This window comes from Pseudomonas sp. GR 6-02 (genome assembly GCF_001655615.1).
Lineage (GTDB): Bacteria > Pseudomonadota > Gammaproteobacteria > Pseudomonadales > Pseudomonadaceae > Aquipseudomonas.
In genome coordinates this window covers 2,438,408-2,455,036 of record NZ_CP011567.1, presented here as the reverse complement: position 1 = coordinate 2,455,036, position 16,629 = coordinate 2,438,408, and the positions used below count along the sequence as shown (strand labels likewise).

Annotated in this window: 11 protein-coding genes; 7 read left to right on the top strand and 4 right to left on the bottom strand. The window is 59.7% G+C overall.

All coding sequences use genetic code 11. The annotated features are described in order from the left end of the window. Positions 1–19: 19 nt before the first annotated feature. Positions 20–3,850, bottom strand: a complete 3,831-nt coding sequence (locus PGR6_RS10995; RefSeq protein ID WP_064617084.1) for a dermonecrotic toxin domain-containing protein — start codon at positions 3,848–3,850, stop codon at positions 20–22. Between the two features lie 189 nt (positions 3,851–4,039). Beyond that, complete coding sequence (gene sohB, locus PGR6_RS10990) at positions 4,040–5,062, bottom strand: protease SohB (protein ID WP_018927637.1); 1,023 nt, start codon at positions 5,060–5,062, stop codon at positions 4,040–4,042. Positions 5,063–5,388: 326 nt separating this feature from the next. Here sohB and PGR6_RS10985 point away from each other — a divergent pair, with 326 nt between their 5' ends. From PGR6_RS10985 to PGR6_RS10955, 7 genes are all read left to right on the top strand, one after another. Continuing rightward, positions 5,389–6,099 carry a histidine phosphatase family protein gene (locus tag PGR6_RS10985; protein ID WP_064617083.1) on the top strand — a complete coding sequence of 237 codons (711 nt, stop codon included), beginning with the start codon at positions 5,389–5,391 and terminating at the stop codon, positions 6,097–6,099. Positions 6,100–6,163: 64 nt separating this feature from the next. After that, positions 6,164–6,478 carry an SCP2 sterol-binding domain-containing protein gene (locus PGR6_RS10980; protein ID WP_007941766.1) on the top strand — a complete coding sequence of 105 codons (315 nt, stop codon included), beginning with the start codon at positions 6,164–6,166 and terminating at the stop codon, positions 6,476–6,478. Positions 6,479–6,783: 305 nt separating this feature from the next. Next, on the top strand, positions 6,784–8,631 hold the full coding sequence (locus PGR6_RS10975; RefSeq protein WP_064621239.1) for an amidohydrolase: 1,848 nt from the start codon (positions 6,784–6,786) through the stop codon (positions 8,629–8,631). Between the two features lie 198 nt (positions 8,632–8,829). Beyond that, a complete protein-coding gene (locus tag PGR6_RS10970; RefSeq protein WP_064617082.1) occupies positions 8,830–10,548 on the top strand; it encodes a hydrogenase maturation protein in 1,719 nt (572 codons plus the stop codon). Positions 10,549–10,705: 157 nt separating this feature from the next. Then, complete coding sequence (locus PGR6_RS10965) at positions 10,706–11,569, top strand: LysR family transcriptional regulator (RefSeq protein WP_064617081.1); 864 nt, start codon at positions 10,706–10,708, stop codon at positions 11,567–11,569. Positions 11,570–11,683: 114 nt separating this feature from the next. Next, complete coding sequence (locus PGR6_RS10960; protein ID WP_064617080.1) at positions 11,684–12,829, top strand: SRPBCC family protein; 1,146 nt, start codon at positions 11,684–11,686, stop codon at positions 12,827–12,829. After that, positions 12,826–13,914 carry an SMP-30/gluconolactonase/LRE family protein gene (locus tag PGR6_RS10955; protein ID WP_018927631.1) on the top strand — a complete coding sequence of 363 codons (1,089 nt, stop codon included), beginning with the start codon at positions 12,826–12,828 and terminating at the stop codon, positions 13,912–13,914. The genes PGR6_RS10960 and PGR6_RS10955 overlap by 4 nt, the downstream gene beginning before the upstream one ends. Positions 13,915–14,050: 136 nt before the next feature. Here PGR6_RS10955 and PGR6_RS10950 read toward each other — a convergent pair whose 3' ends face one another. After that, entirely contained in the window at positions 14,051–14,293 is a 243-nt protein-coding gene (locus tag PGR6_RS10950) for a DUF465 domain-containing protein (RefSeq protein WP_018927630.1), read from the bottom strand. A gap of 175 nt (positions 14,294–14,468) precedes the next feature. Continuing rightward, a complete protein-coding gene (locus PGR6_RS10945; protein WP_064617079.1) occupies positions 14,469–16,580 on the bottom strand; it encodes a hybrid sensor histidine kinase/response regulator in 2,112 nt (703 codons plus the stop codon). Positions 16,581–16,629 lie beyond the last annotated feature (49 nt).

Below are 16,629 nucleotides of genomic sequence, written 5' to 3'. Positions count from 1 at the left end.
GGGGTTCAAGGTTTTTCCCTTACTGCGTGCCTATCGGAAACGGTCGCCCCATGGCCTCCCAGTTCCGATAAAACCGGGCACGGTCCTCAAGTGCCGTGAACAGCGCAAACGGGTTTTCAGGATCGACCTCGGCCGATTCAATATCCTGGACCAGTCTTTCCCAAAGCGCTTGCGAAGCATCGGCTTCACCGAGCAGTCGCCACACCCTCGCCTGAAGCGGCAGATAATCGACCCGGAAGTCCGCCGTCAGGCTCAGTCCATCCATTACCCTCAAGAACCGGGCGCCAAGGGGCCTGGCTGCCAGCCTCTGCCAGATCAATCGTCGCGTCGCTTGCAACTCCCCATCGCCTTCGCGCAACCACTCGATGACATTCCCGTAATTAACCCCGGGATCACTTAACCACAGGTTGATACCCGTTCGCCGCCGATGATCGACAATGCGCAACAAGGTGTCCTCATCCGTCAATGGATTGCCTTGCAGCAGCACACGGCCCCTCGAGATAGCCTGGTTCAGCACTGCTGGCGGCACTCGGGTTATCTGGTTGTTACGCAGGTCCAATGACGTCAGATAGGACTGCTCCATGATTCCGACTGGGCAACCAGTGATCCCGGTGTTGCTCAGGTTCAGCCAGCGCAAGTCGTGCATTCCGAGCACCAAAGGCGGGACGCCCAGCGGGTTGTTGCTCAGGTCCAGCGTCTGCAAGTGTGTCAACCCGGTCAATTGAGAGGCGGCGCGCTCATTGAACGTCAGATTCGTCGACCTCAGATTCAGCGAAGAGAGACGCGCCATCTGGTTGATCGAAGGAGGCAGTGCACACTCCGCAAGGCCGCCATGGTTGAAGTGACTCAGGTCGACATTTTCCAGGTTCAGCACTTCAAGATTTGGAAAACACTCGAGAAATCCGTTCAGACTTTCTTCTTCAGTCAGGTGAAAGCCGCGCATCGATAACTCGAGAATATTATTGAACCGGACATTCAACGTGGGTAACCGGTGATAATTCTCGAAGTCGAGATCCAGCCTGACGCCGCGTATCTGATCAGCAGGCAGTAACGGATCCTGCAGCGCCCTGCGTCGTTGCCAGATGGAGACCAGCTCCTCGGCCAACTCATTTCGAATCGCTCGCTCCTGTTGCATTTCGGTCTGCACCAACTGAACGTTATAGGCCTCGATTTGTGCAGCGCTCAATCCCGCTGCTTCGGGATCATTCGGGGCCAGGAAATCGATAGCCATGTCATGAATGTCATCCGCCACCTGATCTACCCAGGCGGTCAGGTCGATGTCGAGTTGCTGCAGCTGTTGCTTCAACCACTCAATGTGCGCCTGCGCGTTTACACCTTCGCGTTGAAGAACCGCATCTGCCTGGGCATCGGTGAAGTCTGGATAGACCTCTTTGAGTTGCAGCCTCATCATCTGGTGCGTCAGCGCCTCGGCCTGGGGCGTTCCCGGAAAACCGCCGCCGCTGAGCCCGTGGGCATCGAATGGCAACCCACCGTCCATTCTTTGCAGCCCGAGCATCACCTGTGATCGGGGCAACGCCTGGTCGCTGATGGCGAGTCGTAGTTCGTCGACTGAACCAGGCGACGTCAGGAGCAGCGCTGAACGGTCGTCGTCCGTCAACACACCGAGAAGCGCCGTATAAAAGTCTGTTGGCGAGGCCTGATGCAGATAGTGCTGTCCGACTCTGACCAAGCGCCGGACCTCCGTGGCATCCTGCGCGCCGATGCGGTCCAGCACTCGCCCCGCGACGGATTGATCAAGGACATCGATCCGCAGGTTCCGCGGCCAGCCCGGCAGGTTTTGCAGCGAGTGCAAGGCCAGGATGTCCGAGTCCGGGCTCGCCACCGAACGCAGATAAAGTCCTTCATAAGCGCGATTGAGCCGCACATGCTGCTGGTACTGCCGCGCCTTGCTGTCCAGACGCGTGAACACTTGCCTGACCTCGGTCACATCGGGGGCTTGCTGGATATCCACGCCATAGCGGTCGAGCATTTGTTCGATGGCACCTTTGGGCAGCGCCGGGTATTGCTGCTGAAACAGCCGCACCCATTCATGTTCCGACTGTTGAAGTGCGGCGTAACGCCTGTTGAATTGCTCAGGCGTGCCGGCCGCCCCCAGATCCTGATCGATCTTGAAGCGACTGATCGTATCCGCCAGTAAAGGCGTTGGTGGACGCCCCGTCTGCATCAGTCGCAGCATGTCATCGTCAATCACACTGACCTTGCCGATCTGTGCCAGGACTTCATCGCTGAAAGACGCCACAGTCGGGCCGATTCCGCGGATCAGCTCCACGCGGGAGGACAGCACGGAAACCGGTGGCTCGGGCGTCGGGGCAACGGCGATTTGCGAAGACGGACGTACTGACTCGACGGCCGCTTCATCCTTCAGCGCCGCCTGTGCGCCGATCGGCAGCGCATTAAGCAAACCGAACACGGTGCGCGACACGCCCTCCGACCGTTCACGTGGTGTTTCACCGTTTACTGCCTGATCAAGACCGTAACCGGCGTCAATAAGCCCGGCCAGCGCCAATATGCCTTCGCCTCCCGGGACGAACAACGCCAATGGCCCGAACCGGTTGATCCATTGCACCACCGGTTCGACCACCGCACTTAAATTGTCACGATTGACCTGTGCATCGGTACGAATGCTTTCGATACTGGCGTGGGCGGCCTGCTTCATCGTCAGCACCAGTTGCGCAAACGGATCGGTCGCCGATGGCGGATTGTCGTAGCCAATGTAATCGGCGGGGTCCCAATAGCCGTCGTTATTGAAAAAACCGGCATTGTTGGTCAGCCGATGCATCGCGGGGTACTGCGCCATGCCGTCCAATGCCGTCAGCACCCCCGCATGAAACGTACCGTCCTCTCGATCATCTTCGGCAAAATGGGCGGCCAATGCCTGTTTTGTCTCGCTGAGCTTGCCCTGCGCGACGACCCATTGGTGCAGTTGAGTGGCATCGGTGAATTCGTGCAGCGAGGAAGAGTTGCCTGGGATGTACAGCAGCACTCGGGTACTGGCAGTGTCACGGAACGCCCAGATATCTGTTGCGGTGTAACGGTATAGCTTCAAACGGCCGGCCCTGACGGACAAAGGGGTGCGCGTCGCCGCTTGCAGTTGTTCGATGGTCAGCGTTTCCCATGCCTGACCGGGCGGCAAGCCAGCCGCCTCCATCGCGAGCTCAAGTCCTTTTTGCGACAGGCAGCGCTCCTTGAACTGCAACCAGGCCGTCATCACAAACGCTGCCTTGACCGATGTCCTCAAGGCGTACGGGCCGGACGCAGTGAGCACCTCGTCAGAGGGCCAGACCTTTTCAAGATAGGTCTCGTACACGTGCTTGAAGTCCAGCTCCCAGACCCATTTCTTGAAATCGGCCGGCCTCAGCTTCAGTTGTGAGGCGGGACCGTAAGTCTGCGGCGTCGTTTGCCGATAGATGCCTTCATAGGTGTCGTGATTGCCGCTGCCGTAATCAGCGAACTCATCGACATGCTCGACAATCCGCACCGTCGGGCCGACGTCCGGCGGTGTGTACAGACCAAAGGCGGTTTCAGCAAAACGGCCGTCCCCAACCGTCTGGTAATTTGAAAGCAGCGCTTGCAACAGCGACCGCGAGTTCGCCACCTGGCCCTGCTGGAAACCGTTCTCTTCAGGGTGGCCCTTGTAGTGGTAATCGAGGGTGACCATCAAGGTCGTCTGCGGGTCGATGTCCTGCCCCCATTTTTCCTTGATCAGGTGTGCGCCCAACTGGCCGGGGGTTTGGGGGAGAGCGATGTCCAGTGCAGCTTTCAGTTCGTCGCGCATTCGCAACGATGGGGCTGGATGAGGTGCGGCAACGTGGTGAAGGAGCTCATTCATGGTGCAATCCATTGCAGTCAATTCAGGCCAGTCACCCTACCCCACCTGACTCCACACGAAAGCGCGACCGATCGACAATGGCATTAGGAAAATTCGTTATTTCTTGAGGGTGAGTGGACACTTTCTGAAGGTCAAAAAAAAACCGTGGGCAATCCACGGTTTTTTTACTGACGGTGATGCCTGGTACGGTTACCAGAAGCGTTGCTGGGTCAACCGGCTCCACCAGCTCAGCAATACGCGATCGATCGAACCGCTGGCCGCCATGCCGATGCGCTCCTGCAGGGTTTTACGTTCGGCGTAATGCAAATGATAGAGCTCGGACTGTTTAGCGCGCTCAGCGAGGTATTCGTCGCTGGTCTTGAGCTCGTCCACCAGTTGCTTGTCGAGTGCCGAAACACCGAGCCAGATTTCACCGGTGGCCACTTCGTCGATAGCCAGTTGCGGGCGATAGCGGGAAACGAAGTTCTTGAACAGCTGATGGGTGATGTCCAGCTCTTCCTGGAATTTCTCCCGGCCCTTCTCGGTGTTTTCGCCAAACACTGTCAGGGTGCGTTTGTACTCACCGGCCGTGAGCACTTCGAAGTCGATGTCATGCTTTTTCAGCAGGCGATTGACGTTGGGCAACTGCGCCACCACGCCGATCGAGCCGAGAATCGCGAACGGTGCGCTGATAATTTTCTCGCCGATGCACGCCATCATGTAGCCGCCGCTGGCCGCGACCTTGTCGATGCACACGGTCAACGGCACGCCGGCCTCGCGAATGCGCGCCAGTTGCGAAGATGCCAGGCCATAGCTGTGAACCATGCCGCCGCCGCTTTCCAGGCGCAGCACCACTTCATCCTTTGGCGTGGCGAGGGTCAGCAGCGCGGTGATTTCGTGGCGCAGGCTTTCAGTGGCCGACGCCTTGATGTCACCGTCGAAATCCAGCACGAACACCCGCGGCTTGGCCTCGGGCTTCTTCTTTTGCTTTTTCTCGGTTTTAGCCTGGGATTTGCGCAAAGCCTTGAGCTGGTCCTTGTCGAGCAAGGTCTGCTCCAGGCGTTCGCGCAGCCCTTTGTAGAAATCATTGAGTTTGCTGACTTGCAGTTGGCCGGTCGACTTGCGCCGACCTTTGCTGCGCAACGCCGCAAAACTGGCCAGGACCACCAGAATGGCGATCACCAGTGTTACGGTTTTAGCCAGGAAACTGGCGTACTCGGACAAAAACTCCACAGAGACTCCTTCAACACGATGCGCGGCATGAACACGCGCGGGATACCTTCAGCATACCCATGAGCCGGCCCGGCGACCAGTCGTGAAACCTCGAGTGTCCTGTCTCACAAATACTGTTCCCTTTTTACGGCGTCCGTTGCCGTCATGCTGCATTGCCGCTCCTCGCCTGACGACAACACTCGTCAAAAGAGAAACGTATTTGTAAGACAGGACACTAGCAACAGGCCTGTAACGGGCATTTCAAACAAGCGTATGTTTTTTCATTGACAGCTCACCGTCATCCTCATAACCTCGCCAAACCTTCAACGTACCGGGATGACGCGGACGTGGGCAGCATCTATTTGATTCGACATGGCCAGGCCTCCTTTGGTGCAGACGACTATGACGTTCTGTCGCCGACCGGTATTCGCCAGGCAGAAGTCCTTGGCCGGCACCTGGCCGAGCTTGGTGTGAGCTTCGATCGCTGCCTGTCGGGCGACCTGCGCCGTCAGCAACACACGGCCACCAGCGCGCTGGAACAGTACGCCACCGTCGGTTTGCCGGTGCCGCCCCTGGAAATCGATTCGGCCTTCAACGAGTTCGACGCCGACGCGGTGATCCGCGCCCTGCTGCCCGCCATGCTGGAAGACGAACCCGAGGCGCTGGAGATCCTGCGCAACGCCGCGCAAAACCGTGCCGAGTTCCAGCGTATCTTCGCCCTGATTATCGAGCGCTGGCTCGCCGGTACCTATGACACACCGGGCCTGGAAAGCTGGCCGGGCTTCGTCGATCGTGTGCAGGCTGGCCTGCAGCGGCTGCTCGAACATGCCGACAACACCCAGAAAATCGCCGTGTTCACCTCCGGCGGCACCATCACTGCCCTGCTCCACCTTATTACACAAATGCCTGCCCGGCAGGCCTTTGAGCTGAACTGGCAAATCGTCAACACCTCGCTCAACCTGCTCAAGTTTCGTGGTCGCGAGGTGGCCCTGGCTTCCTTCAACAGTCATACACACCTGCAACTGCTGAAGGCCCCGGAACTCATCACGTTTCGTTGATTCCGGACTATTGTGACCCTGGCTGTATTCACCCAGCTCTTATTACCCAAGAAAGGATCGAACCATGACCTCCGTAGCTGATGCCGTACAAGCAATGAAAGCCAAGTTCAACCCAGCCGCTGCTGCCGGTCTGGACCTGGTATTCGGTTTCCGCATCGACGACACCAAGAACTTCTCGTTGATCGTCAAAGACGGCACCTGCGAGCTGCAAGAAGGCGAAAACCCGGACGCCCAGGTGACTCTGGTGATGGACGGCGAAACCCTGGAAGGCATCGTCGACGGTTCGACCGACGGCATGCAAGCGTTCATGGGCGGCAAGCTGCGCGCTGAAGGCGACATGATGCTGGCCATGAAACTGTCCGAGCTGTTCCCAGGCTAAGACGACGGCTCCCGCTCTCGGGAGCCTCTCTGGCTGCATGCGAATCCCGCCCCTCGTGGCGGGATTCGTCGTTTTTCACCCTCGGAAAACGGCTATCTGTGGATATGCCGTCTATATTCCTTCTGGCCGCATGCGTCAGACATCGGCTGTTTGCCCTCGCTTCTTTTATGAAGAACTGTGTGGAGAGCACTGCCATGAGCCCACCTGACGAGCACAATGACTTCAGTCGCCGCCGTGTACTGCAAGGTCTTTCGGCAGGCGCCATCGGTGCCTGGATCAGTCCGCTAACCGCAGGGAGTAAAACCATGCCCGACACCCCCGCCGACCTGATTCTATACAACGGACGCCTGCACACCGTCGACCGCAAGAAACCCCAGGCCAGCGCCGTCGCGATCAAGGACGGGCACTTTGTGGTGGTCGGCAGCGATGCCCAGGCCATGGCCCTGCAAGGCCCCGGCACGCAAATCGTTGACCTGCATGGGCGCACGGTGATTCCCGGCCTCAACGACTCCCACTTGCACCTGATTCGTGGCGGCCTCAATTACAACCTCGAACTGCGCTGGGAAGGCGTGCCGTCCCTGGCTGATGCGTTGCGCATGCTCAAGGATCAGGCCGACCGCACCCCTACCCCGCAATGGGTGCGGGTGGTCGGTGGCTGGAACGAGTTCCAGTTTGCCGAAAAACGCATGCCGACCCTTGAAGATCTGAACAAAGCCGCGCCGGACACTCCGGTATTCGTCCTGCACCTCTACGACCGCGCCCTGCTCAACCGTGCCGCACTGAAAGTGGTCGGCTACACCCGTGACACGCCGAACCCGCCGGGCGGCGAGATCCAGCGCGATGCCAATGGCGACCCCACCGGCATGCTGATCGCCCGCCCGAATGCGATGATCCTCTACTCAACCCTGGCCAAAGGGCCGAAGCTGCCGCTGGAGTATCAGGTCAACTCGACCCGCCAGTTCATGCGCGAACTCAATCGACTGGGCATCACCAGCGCCATCGATGCCGGCGGCGGTTATCAGAATTACCCGGACGACTATCAAGTCATCCAGCAACTGGCCAAAGATCAACAGCTCACGGTGCGCATTGCCTACAACCTGTTCACCCAGAAACCCAAGGAAGAACTGACCGACTTCAAGAACTGGACCAGCACTTCCCATTACGGCCAGGGCGATGACTTCCTGCGGCACAACGGCGCCGGCGAGATGCTGGTGTTCTCGGCAGCGGATTTCGAAGACTTCCTCGAACCACGCCCCGACCTGCCGCAAACCATGGAGCAGGAACTGGAACCGGTGGTGCGCCATCTGGTGGAACAGCGCTGGCCCTTCCGCCTGCACGCCACCTACAACGAATCCATCAGCCGCATGCTCGACGTGTTCGAGAAGGTCAACCGGGATATTCCGTTCAACGGTTTGCCGTGGTTCTTCGATCACGCCGAAACCATCACCCCCCGGAACATCGAACGGGTCAAGGCCCTGGGTGGCGGCATCGCGATTCAGGACCGCATGGCGTTCCAGGGCGAATACTTCGTCGACCGTTACGGCGCCAAAGCGGCCGAAGCTACGCCACCGATCGCACGCATGCTCGCCGAGGGCGTTCCAGTGGGCGCCGGCACCGATGCCACGCGCGTCTCCAGCTACAACCCCTGGACCTCGCTGTACTGGCTGGTCAGCGGCCGCACCGTCGGCGGATTAGCCCTGTACCCACAAGGCTTGAGCCGCGATACCGCACTGGAACTGTTCACCCACGGCAGCGCCTGGTTCTCCTCCGAACAGGGCAAGAAAGGTCAGATCAAAGTCGGGCAACTGGCGGACCTGATTGCGCTGTCGGCAGATTACTTTCACATCGAAGACGAAGCCATAAAGTGGATCGAGTCGGTGCTGACCATTGTCGACGGCAAGATCGTCCACGGTAGCGTCGAGTTTGAAAAACTGGGGCCACCGCCAATCCCGGTGGTGCCTGAGTGGTCGCCCGTGGTGAATGTGCCGGGGCACTGGAAACCCCTGGCGCCAATGACCGCGCAAGTGCACCAGTGTGTGGGCGCTTGCGCGGTGCATGCCCATAGCCATGAACGAGCGCGATTGTCGTCGGCACCGGTCAGTGACTTTCAAGGGTTCTGGGGGGCGTTTGGCTGTTCGTGTTTTGCGTTTTGAAAAGAGAAAAGATCGTCCGAAGGCGCGGGACGCGTTCGGACGATCTTTTGATTTTGAGCCTCTGCAACACTCGCTGACACAAGCTTGATCTCGATCAGTTGCCCTCCCCCCCACACTCTCTACTATCGCTCTTCCATCGAAGGCCAAGGACGGCTCATCGGGAGCCTGCGGCCGATCATTCTCAAGGAAGAGTCAATCATGCGGTCATTGAAGATCATTCTGCTGGCATCGGCGTTCAACGGCCTGACCCAGCGGGCCTGGCTGGACTTGCGTCAGGCCGGCCACTCGCCCAGCGTGGTGCTGTTCACCGATGAAGACGCGGTGTGCGAACAGATCGAGCATTCCGGCGCCGATCTGGTGATCTGCCCGTTCCTCAAGGATCGGGTGCCACAACAACTGTGGAGCAATCTCCAGCGTCCTGTGGTGATCATTCATCCGGGTATCGTCGGCGACCGTGGCGCCAGTGCGCTGGACTGGGCGATCACCCGTGAACTCAGCCGTTGGGGCGTGACCGCGTTGCAAGCGGTGGAGGAAATGGACGCCGGGCCGGTCTGGGCCACTTGTGAATTCAACCTGCCCCAGGGTCTGCGCAAATCCGAGTTGTACAACGGGCGCGTCAGCGACGCGGCAATCACCTGTATCCGCGAAGTCGTGGAAAAGTTTATCGACGGTTTCGAGCCAGTGCCTTTGGACTACAGCCAACGCCATGTGATTGGCCGCTTGCAGCCGAACATGAAGCAAGCTGACCGGATCTTCAGCTGGCACGACAGCGCACACTTCATCAAACGCAGCATCGACGCCGCCGACGGTCAGCCCGGCGTATTGGCCAGCCTGGCCGGCGGTCAGTATTACCTGTATGACGCTCATCTGGACTCGCGCAGCGGCACGCCGGGGGAGATTCTCGCGGTGCACGACGATGCGGTGCTGGTCGCGACTGGTGATCACAGCCTGTGGATCGGCTCGCTGCGACGCAAACCCCGGCCCGATGAACAAACCTTCAAGCGTCCGGCCCGGCATGTGCTCGCTGAACAGCTTGCGCACGTCCCGACCCTTGATTGGTCGATCGCCTCTCAGCCGTTTAACAACGAAAGCTATCAACCGATCCGCTATCGCGAGTCGGGGCATGTCGGCGAGCTGACCTTCGAGTTTTACAACGGCGCCATGAGCACCGAACAGTGCCAACGACTGGTGGAGGCCCTGCGCTGGGTCAAGTCCCGGGACACCCAAGTGCTGCTGATCAAGGGTGGACGCGGCAGTTTCTCCAACGGCGTGCACCTCAACGTGATCCAGGCCGCAGCGGTTCCGGGGCTGGAAGCCTGGGCCAATATTCAGGCGATCGACGACGTCTGCCAGGAACTGCTCAGCGCCCGGCAACTGGTGGTCAGCGGCCTGACCGGCAATGCCGGGGCCGGTGGCGTGATGCTGGCGCTGGCTGCCGATATTGTTTTCGCCCGCTCCGACATCGTGCTCAACCCCCATTACAAAACCATGGGCCTGTACGGCTCCGAATACTGGACCTACAGCCTGCCCCGCGCCGTCGGCCCGGCGATGGCGGAAAAACTCACTGAAGACTGCCTGCCGATCAGCGCCCTCCAGGCCTTGCAGTTAGGCATGGTCCAGGAAATCGGTCCGCGCTGCCCGGATGAGTTTGGTCTTTGGTTATTGCAGCGTGCCAATGGTGCGTTGAGTGATCCGGCGTACCAGGCGATACGTGAGCGCAAAAGTCAGCTCGATCCTCAACTGATGCAGCACTGCCGTAATGCCGAGCTGGAAGAAATGCATCAGGACATGGTGCAAAACCGTAAACAGTTCGCCGAGAAGAGCAAAAATTTTGTGCTTAAGCGCAAGGCGTGTGGCACGCCGCAGCGGTTGGTAGCCGATTGGGCGGTGGTGAGGGAGGTTGAGTTGGCGGACTGATTGTTTGGCACGGGTGATCAGGCCGGACAGTGAACTCTGTGGCGAGGGAGCTTGGGGCCGCTTCGCGCCCCAGCGGGAGCAAGCTCCCTCGCCACAGACGGTATCGGAAGACCATGGCTGCTCTTACAATGCCCGCACCTCCCACATCGGCCTGCCCATGGACATCGACCTCGCCCGCACCTTTCTGGAAATTGTCCGCCACGGCAGCCTGGCCGCGGCGGCTGAAAAGCTGCACGTCACCCAGACCGCGATCACTGCCCGGGTGCAGAAGCTCGAAAGTCAGCTGGGCAGCACGCTGTTTGTGCGCAATCGCGCCGGCGCGCGCCTGACGCCGAACGGCGAGGCCTTTGTGGTTTACGCCAATCAACTGGTGCAGACCTGGGAAGCCGCACGCCGGGACTTGCCGCTGCCCGAGGGCTACCGCGACGTGCTGCACATCGGTGGCGAGGTCAGCCTGTGCAACCCGTTGATGCTCAGTTGGGCCGGGGAACTGCGCGAGAAGATTCCCAGCCACGCCCTGCGCATGGAAATCCGCGATGGCGAAAACCTGCTGCGCCAACTGGAATTGGGGGTGTTGGATGCGGCGCTGGTCTATCAGCCCGAGTACTGGCCACGCCTGCAAGTCGAGCAGGTGCTGGAAGAAAAACTGATCCTGGTGCGCCTGGCCGGACGGCCCGATCCTTACGTGTATATCGACTGGGGCCCTGACTTCCGTCGTCAGCACGATGCCGCGCTGCCGGAAAAAGCCAAGGCAGCCCTGAGCTTCAACCTCGGCCCGCTGGCCTTGCAATACATCCTGGAAAACGGCGGCAGCGGCTATTTCCGCACTCGGGTGGTCCAGAGTTACCTGGAAAACGGCTTGCTGGAACAAGTGCCCAAAGCTCCGGAGTTCAGCTACCCGACCTATCTGGTTTACTCCCGGGACCGCGACTCGGCGACTCTGCAACGGGCGTTCGACTTGCTGCGGGAAGTGATCAAGACGGACGACGACTGGTCCCAGCGCTGGAACCCGCTGACCTGACACCATACGGGCGTCTCGCACCGGAGCATGGCGCTTGTGTCCTCAAGGTTCGGCCTGCCTGTGCGGCGGGATCGGCTAATCTGCTGGTTATAACAATAACCACAGGTGAACCCAGTGAGGCAGACCACCGAAGCGTTCCGCGCGCGCTACCGTGCCGACATTCATCCGCTCTACAACCCTTGGTTGCACGGCGCCTTTGTGTTGCTGTTCGGGTTGCTGGCCATCGGCGGATTCTGGCGCACGGTGCATCAGGTGCAACCGCTGGAATGGCTGGCGGTGCCGCTGACCCTCTTGTTCTTCAACTTCGGCGTGTACGTCGTGCATCGGCATCTGGGGCACCACAAAAAGAGCCTGGCACGGATGTTCTACGCCCGTCACGCCGGTGACCATCACAGCTTTTTCACCCCCGGCCACATGACCTACGACAGCGCCCGGGACTGGCGGGTGATTCTGTTTCCAGCCTGGCTGATCGTGTTGCACACCCTCGTCATCACGGCGCCTGGCTGGTGGCTGCTGGCTCAGTTCAATAGCAACGTCGCGGGGCTGTTTGGCGGCTGCATGGTGCTCGGTTACCTGACCTACGAGGTGTTCCATGCCTGCGAACATCTACCGCCCGGCAACCCAGTGACGCGTTTGCCGTGGATCCGCCAGATGCGCCGTCTGCATGAGCTGCATCACCGTCGTGAGCTGATGCAGGAACGCAATTTCAATATCGTGTTGCCCCTGATGGACTACCTGTTCGGCACCCTCTACTGGGAACCGGAGCAAGCGCCCCCGCACCTGACGAGAACGTCCATGACCCGTATGCAGCATGTGATCGACATCGCTGGAAACCCAGTGGCTGTGCTCGCCTACGCCAGCACCGCGACCCATTGGCCGCAGTGGCATCCGTCCTCCCTCAAGGTCGACGGCCAGAGCGGCCCGCTGTATGCCGGGGAGCGATTCGAGGAAGACATTCGGGCCGGCGGGCTTGAGGGGCATTTGAGCTGGGAAGTCGACGAATACCTGCCCGGACGCCGCTGGAGGGCTCGGGCCCGAGGCAGTCATGGTCTGTCGTTGATGGTGACTTACGAGTGTGAGGTTGAGGGCGATGACACGCGGTTTGTCCGCACTTTGGAATACAGCTTCAGCGGCCTGGCAATGCGCATTGCCAATCGTCTGGTGCTCAAGCGGCGCATCGAGCGCGAATCGGCGGAGTCGATGCTGGCGTTACGCGAGATGGCGCAAAAACATCTGGCCCTGACAGGAGTCAGCGCATGAAAAGACCCCTCAAGTTTCGGCATTGGTTGCTGCTGCTGATCATCGTGATCAGTGCCTTGCTGTTTCTATTGCCGACCAAGGTTCAACCGGTAGCCTGGACACCGCCAACGGCGCCCTCCCTCGTCGAGGGCATCTACGCCGACAATCAGCGACTCAAAGGCGTGAAACGGGTCGGTGCTGCTGACATCGACGGCCCTGAGGCGTTGCTGCTGGAGAAAGACGCCCTTATCACCGGCCTGCATGACGGCCGATTGATTCGCACCAGCCTCGACGGCAAAACCACCCAGGTGCTGGCTGATACCGGTGGCCGGCCGCTGGGCCTGGCGCGGCACCCCAATGGTTTGTTGGTGATCGCCGACGGGGTCAAAGGCTTGCTGTCGCTCGACGCTCAGGGCCGGTTGATTCCATTGACCACCACGGCCAACAACCTGCCCTTCGGTTTTACCAATGACGTGGCCATCGACAAGCCCGGGCATTACGCTTATTTCAGCGACTCCTCCAGCCGTTGGGGCTACGGCAAGGACGGCGAGGCGATCATCGAGCACGGTGGCGACGGCCGTTTGCTGCGTTATAACTTCCAGACAGGCAATACGGCGGTCCTGCTGGACAAACTGGAGTTCGCCAACGGCGTGACACTGGGGCCTGACGACGCGTTTGTGCTGGTCAATGAAACTGGCGCCTATCGCATCAGCCGCTATTGGCTGACCGGGCCGAAAGCCGGCACCCACGATCTGTTCATCGACAATTTGCCGGGGCTGCCGGACAACCTGGCATTCAATGGCCGCGACCGTTTCTGGGTGGCGCTGTATGCACCGCGCAATGCACTGCTCGACACCACGGCGCCCTACCCTCTGGTACGCAAAATGATCGTGCGGGCGATGACTATTCTGCCCAAGCCCCTGGAGAAGCGCGCCTTCGTCCTGGGGCTGGACCTCGACGGCAAAGTGATTGCCAATCTGCAGGACGCCAGCAGCGGCAACTACTCACCCATCACCACCGTGCGCGAATATGGGGACTGGTTGTATCTGGGGTCGCTGAAAGCCCGGCACATGGCGCGGTTGCCATTGAGTGCAGCACTGAAATAGAGGGTGTAGCCAAAAGATCGCCCGAAGGTTCGGACCGCGTTCAGACGATCTTTTGATTTTGAATCAACGCAGATCTCGTATTGATCCCCGTTCCAATTGTTCAGTCACCGGTCGTCGGTGATTCTGCACAGCGTCCTCAGGACGGCGTCTTAAGTCGCTCAGCGATCTTGTCCTTGACCTGCACACGCTTCTCCTTGAGCTTCTTCAGTACCTCATCGCTAGGCGCATCCGATTGTGCGGACTCGGCCTTCACCACCTCTGCGTCCGCCTGGGTGTACTTGTTGAGCAGTGAATCCAGTAACGGATCCTTGGTGCGTTTTTGCTGGATCTCTTCCTTCGTGCAGCGCAAGTCCTGATAAAGGTCATGGGTCACCGGCATGGAACACCTCCGTTTGTTAATCGGTGGCAAACGTGATCGATGGCGTTCGCCAATTATCAGAATGGCCTCGCTTACCCGGTTCTGTCGACCGTCTATCAGACCAGCGGCGTCCGTTCGTCGTCCTGTCGCAAACGCGATACCCCCTTGCCCGAGCGCCTGGAAAGCCCCCCTTGAATCAACTACCGAGTACCGTACGAACCATTCGTGTCAGCGCCTCGGGACCATAAGGTTTGCTCAGCAAATAAGTGTCAGAGCTGAGTTGGTGATCGCGCGAAATGATGTCGCGGGTGTGTCCGGAGGTAAACAACACCGCCACCGGAGGGTTTTGCACCTTGGCCCAGGCGGCCAGGTCCGAGCTTTTGATCAAGCCGGGCATGACCACGTCGGTAAAGATCAGGTCCACTGTCGCACCGTCGAGCAACATCTGCATCGCCAGGTCACCGTTGGCCGCGGTCAGGACCTGATAGCCCTCTTCGCACAACAAGTCCACGGCCGAACTGCGCACCGCTTCGTTGTCCTCGACCACCAGAATGGTTTCATGCCCGCCCCGGTGCTGCGGAGCATGGCGCATTGTTTCGTCAGGCAACGGGCGCAAGCTGCGAGGGAAATACAGCTGCACCCGAGTGCCCCGCCCGACGACGCTGGAAATCTCGATATGCCCGCCGCTCTGTTTGACGAACCCGAACACCATACTCAAACCCAAGCCGGTGCCTTGACCATCAGCCTTGGTGGTGAAAAACGGCTCGAAGGCCTGTGCAAGCACTTGCGGCGGCATGCCGACGCCCGAGTCCGCCACCGTCACGCAGACATAATCACCAGCGACGATGCCCTTGCCGGCGCAAAACTTGCGGTCGAGGACGATGTTCTCTGCGCTGAGGGCAATGGTCCCCTCGCCGTTCATGGCATCTCGGGCGTTGATCGCAAGGTTGAGAATGGCGTTTTCCAGTTGATTGCAGTCCACGTAGAAGTGCCATGGATCGTCAGGTGCGGACACCTTGATCTGGATCGTCTCTCCCAGCGCGCGCTGCAATAATTCCCCGAGGTCTTCGAAGATCTGCCGTGGGTCGCATACGGCCGGTGACAACGGCTGACGTCGGGCAAAGGCGAGTAATTGCGAAGACAATTTGGCCCCGCGCTCGACTGCGGCAATTGAGGCGCCGACCCGGCGCTGCACGTTGGCGTTATCCGGCTCATGACGCGCCAGCAAGTGCAGGTTGCCGGCGATCACCTGTAACAGGTTGTTGAAGTCATGGGCCACCCCGCCGGTGAGACCGCCAATGGCTTCGAGTTTCTGTGATTGACGCAGCTGCTCTTCGGCCGCCAGCCGCGCCTCGACTTCTTCAGCGACTCGTTGCTCCAGGTTGCGGGTGAACTTGAGCAAGGACTCTTCGGCAATCTTGCGTTCGTGGATGTCGATCAACACCCCTGGAAAGCGCAACGCTTCACCTTGCTCATTGAACTCGCAACACCCGCTGGCGAGCACCCACAGGTAACTGCCATCGGGACGCAGGACCCGATATTCGGCGTTATAGGGCACGCCGGTTTCCACCGACTGATTCATCCGCTCCCGGGCCCAGCTGCGATCATCGGGATGAATCTGCATTTGGGCGATGGCTGGTGGCAAGTTGGCCAGGTCCTGGCCTGGCGGATAGGAAAACGTGCGGGCGAATCGCTCGTCGCCCGATAGCACATCAGCCTTGATGTCCCAGACAAACGAGCCGAGCAAAGCCCCGGCATTGAGGGCCAGGCGAACCCTTTCATTATCGGCACGATAGGCGTTTTCGGCTTCTTGGCGTCGGCGTTCGGAAATCACATGGTCAGTGGTTTCAACCACCATTGCCATGACCCCGGCGGGACACCCGTCATCATTGGAGACAGGACTGTAGTAAAGGTCCATCCAGACGTCTTCGGGAACGCCGTCGCGCAGCAATACCAGGGCTTTGTTGTGATAAGACAAGGTGCCGCCCGCAAGACAGGTGTCCACCACATGCCGATTGAATTCGGCGACCTCCGGCCAGCCCAACTCCACCGGGGAGCCCAGCAGGTAAGGATGGCGGCCACCGGCAAATCTTGAGTAGGCGTCGTTATAGATCATGTAACCGGGGCGGCCCCACAGCATCACCATCGGCAGCGGTGAAGCGAGCAGTAACTGCACCGCGCTGCACAGACTCCCGGGCCAGGTGTCGATGCGTCCGAGTTCGGTCAGGCTCCAGTCGAACGCACGAATGCGTTCGGCCATTTCGCCGCTCCAACCGGTACAACCGTGGCTATTGTCTAGAAACTGCATCGACTGGCCTATGTCTTGTGAATGACATGTTTTCAGGCAGTGCAACAGC

Coding starts and splice junctions, on each gene's coding strand:
- PGR6_RS10995 (WP_064617084.1), bottom strand. CDS start 3,850: ATGAATGAGCTCCTTCACCACGTTGCCGCACCTCATCCAGCCCCATCG.
- PGR6_RS10950 (WP_018927630.1), bottom strand. CDS start 14,293: ATGCCGGTGACCCATGACCTTTATCAGGACTTGCGCTGCACGAAGGAA.
- PGR6_RS10965 (WP_064617081.1), top strand. CDS start 10,706: ATGGACATCGACCTCGCCCGCACCTTTCTGGAAATTGTCCGCCACGGC.
- PGR6_RS10945 (WP_064617079.1), bottom strand. CDS start 16,580: ATGCAGTTTCTAGACAATAGCCACGGTTGTACCGGTTGGAGCGGCGAA.
- PGR6_RS10975 (WP_064621239.1), top strand. CDS start 6,784: ATGCCCGACACCCCCGCCGACCTGATTCTATACAACGGACGCCTGCAC.
- PGR6_RS10970 (WP_064617082.1), top strand. CDS start 8,830: ATGCGGTCATTGAAGATCATTCTGCTGGCATCGGCGTTCAACGGCCTG.
- PGR6_RS10955 (WP_018927631.1), top strand. CDS start 12,826: ATGAAAAGACCCCTCAAGTTTCGGCATTGGTTGCTGCTGCTGATCATC.
- PGR6_RS10980 (WP_007941766.1), top strand. CDS start 6,164: ATGACCTCCGTAGCTGATGCCGTACAAGCAATGAAAGCCAAGTTCAAC.